The 2,474-nt window shown below is 50.9% G+C and carries 3 protein-coding genes; 1 reads left to right on the forward strand and 2 read right to left on the reverse strand.

Annotated features, from left to right (window positions below):
- On the reverse strand, nt 1–1,592 hold a 1,592-nt coding region (locus MiSe_RS48555; RefSeq protein ID WP_226594632.1), incomplete at its 3' end, for a beta-propeller domain-containing protein.
- Between the two features lie 447 nt (nt 1,593–2,039).
- On the opposite strand from MiSe_RS48555, the gene MiSe_RS48560 reads away from it, so the two are divergent.
- Nucleotides 2,040–2,222 (forward strand): hypothetical protein, encoded by a 183-nt coding sequence (locus MiSe_RS48560; RefSeq protein ID WP_226594634.1) that lies wholly within the window; start codon nt 2,040–2,042, stop codon nt 2,220–2,222.
- 48 nt (nt 2,223–2,270) lie between these two features.
- Here MiSe_RS48560 and MiSe_RS48565 read toward each other — a convergent pair.
- A partial coding sequence (locus MiSe_RS48565; protein WP_226594635.1) for a hypothetical protein occupies nt 2,271–2,474 on the reverse strand: 204 nt, incomplete at its 5' end.

Raw genomic sequence — 2,474 nt, forward strand, 5'->3', positions numbered from 1 at the left:
CCCAATACCAGCTGCTTGCCTGAGCTCTCAATCACCTGAAGGTACTGGGAAAAGCCGGGCAGTTTCAACTCGCCAGCCAGCTGGGGATTGGTCGGCTGCCTCAAGTCCAGCGTGAAAAACGGATCGACCTCCCTGAAGGTGACCATAAAGCCATAATCGTCCATCAAGCGAGCCGAACGGATCGTTTCTCCCGGCGCTAGACCCTCAAGGCGACCCACAATGTCCAGCTTTTGGCCTTGCTGCTGCAAAACGTACAGGTTGTTTTTAGAGTTCCAACCCGAGCCGGTGGTGGTGGCGACACGCACAAAGCCCTCGTGTTCATCCACCGAGAACTGGTTGAGCACCCGACCGGGCGCGTCCCCTGTGGCGACTAACGTAAGCGGGTTGAGATCCACCTTTAACAGCTGCGTCTGCGGGTCTGACCACTGCTGCCAATCTCTCCCTAGCAAGTAGAGATTGTCGGAGGACATGTAAGCCTTATCCAGGTAGTTTTTAGGGATGCCCGTCGAGAAGTCGGGTCCTGGCTTGCCATCATCCACGTCGAAGACCGAGACGTTGGCCACCTGGTAGGGTTTGTCATCCAGCGGCTTGTAGATGTTAGTGGCTTGACTGAGCTGTCCTGAGCCCACTAGCCGTCCTTGGCCATCCACCGTGGTAAAGTCAGGCAGACCCAGCTTCAGCTCCTGACCTTGGATCCGCGCCAGGTATTGTTCTTTAGTTTCGTATTGGTAAGTGTATGTGTTCCACGGGATAGGGGAAATGTTTGCATCAACTACCTTGGACAAGTTCAAACCCCTGTTGGAAATTCGTGTAGAAGAGAGTGTGGGCAGGGGGTCGCCTGGATTGGGCTTCAGATCAACTTTCGTTCCCGGCACTAGTTGCGGCGCCGGCAAGCCAAAGCCAGCCTGCGTCACCACGTACACCTGGTCGTTGATGGCGCGCGACGTCAGCAAACTTCCTTCCAGCTGCGATTTTTCCTCTATCTTCACCGATGTGGGGTCGGATACGTTGAATACTGTGACGTTGACCTTGGGACCAGACAAGGTGGGAATAGAGTCAGAGGATGCCTGAGCCAACGGCAACCCCCAATACCAGTCATTGGATATCACCGTCAGCCGGTTGCCCTGGAGGTAGGCTCCTTCGATGTTGCCCAGAGAGCTTAAATCTGTTTGCGAGGCAATGTTGAGCTGTTGCGAATTGCGCGCATCGACTATCGTTAAAGTCTGACCCACCACCTCGTAAATATACTTCCCGTCGGTTTCCACCAGGTCCGCCTCGTCCACCCCCTGCTCTTGGGTGTTCGTTGAGCTGGACTGGACGAAGGACTCCGATGCCTCTGCCGCTCCCCCTATCACCGTTGTGAAGCTATTTGAGTTTGTCGCATCCGCTGTCGCTATCACCTGAGCGACGTTGCCCTCTAGCTGGCTCTGGTTAGATACCAGATCGACTCCGTCGAATCTGGACCAGATACCACCTGTCTTCTGACCGAACAAACTCGAGTACTTCGTCAGCGCATCCTCGACCAAGTACGATTTTAATTCTGACTCGGATTTAAATTTATCAATCGCTGGTGATTGATTGTCTGAGATCATATTCTTTCTCCTTGGGCTAATCTGGCTGGTTGTCTGGACAAAACTCTGGGTAGGTTTTGAGCCAATGTTTCTTAATATTTTGACTAGGCAAGAATCTAGGCTTCATAAGTCTAATTTGATTAGCCCAACCTGTGTTGCCAAAATGGCAGTTCATCGGCAGTTGCCCACAAAGGGGGCAACTGCCGGCTTTTCCCTTGTTTTTTCTAGAATCCAGCCTGGGGCTAGTGAATTTACATGACTACAAGTGCCAGCTGACCTCATCCCCATGTAGTTCAACCTTACCAAATCTTCAAATTCCGGGTCAAAGATGGAAAATTAAGCACCATAGTTGCCATTTATTCCCTGGGTAATTTTATCGCCTATCAACTGGTAAATTCCCAAGACTGCGGCATTTTTTCCGTCAATATTCGCCAGCGCTTTCCTGAAAAAACTGGAGAAATTACCCTAGTGAAAGCAATAACCACCTCTACTCAGAATTATCGCTTAAATAATCGGCTTAATTTTCGCGTTCATGGGATAGAAACTCTCGTGAATCGCCAAAAAGATTCACTAATTCCCGCCAGCAAGTATCCAGTCTTAAAACGGCAATTAATTGATATGAAGCGTCACCTCAACTGTTTAAGGGATTAATACTTTCCTACCTAAAACAGAAGCGCTCGCGCCCGGTGGTTCCAGAGCCTATAGCAGCAAATGCCCCAAGGAATTAGTTGCAGAATTGACCGTACCCTTTCTGACGCTCTCGACTAGATCCAAACCACGAAGCATTTGCGTATACAGCGGTTTGCAGCCGGATGAACTATAGCGGATTGCAGCCGCATGAGGTACACCTTGGCAGCAGTGTGCGGGCAGCATTAATGCTGCCGCTACACAAAAGGCGCCTTT

It is taken from the genome of Microseira wollei NIES-4236 (assembly GCF_020521235.1).
In the GTDB taxonomy this organism is placed as follows: domain Bacteria; phylum Cyanobacteriota; class Cyanobacteriia; order Cyanobacteriales; family Aerosakkonemataceae; genus Microseira; species Microseira wollei.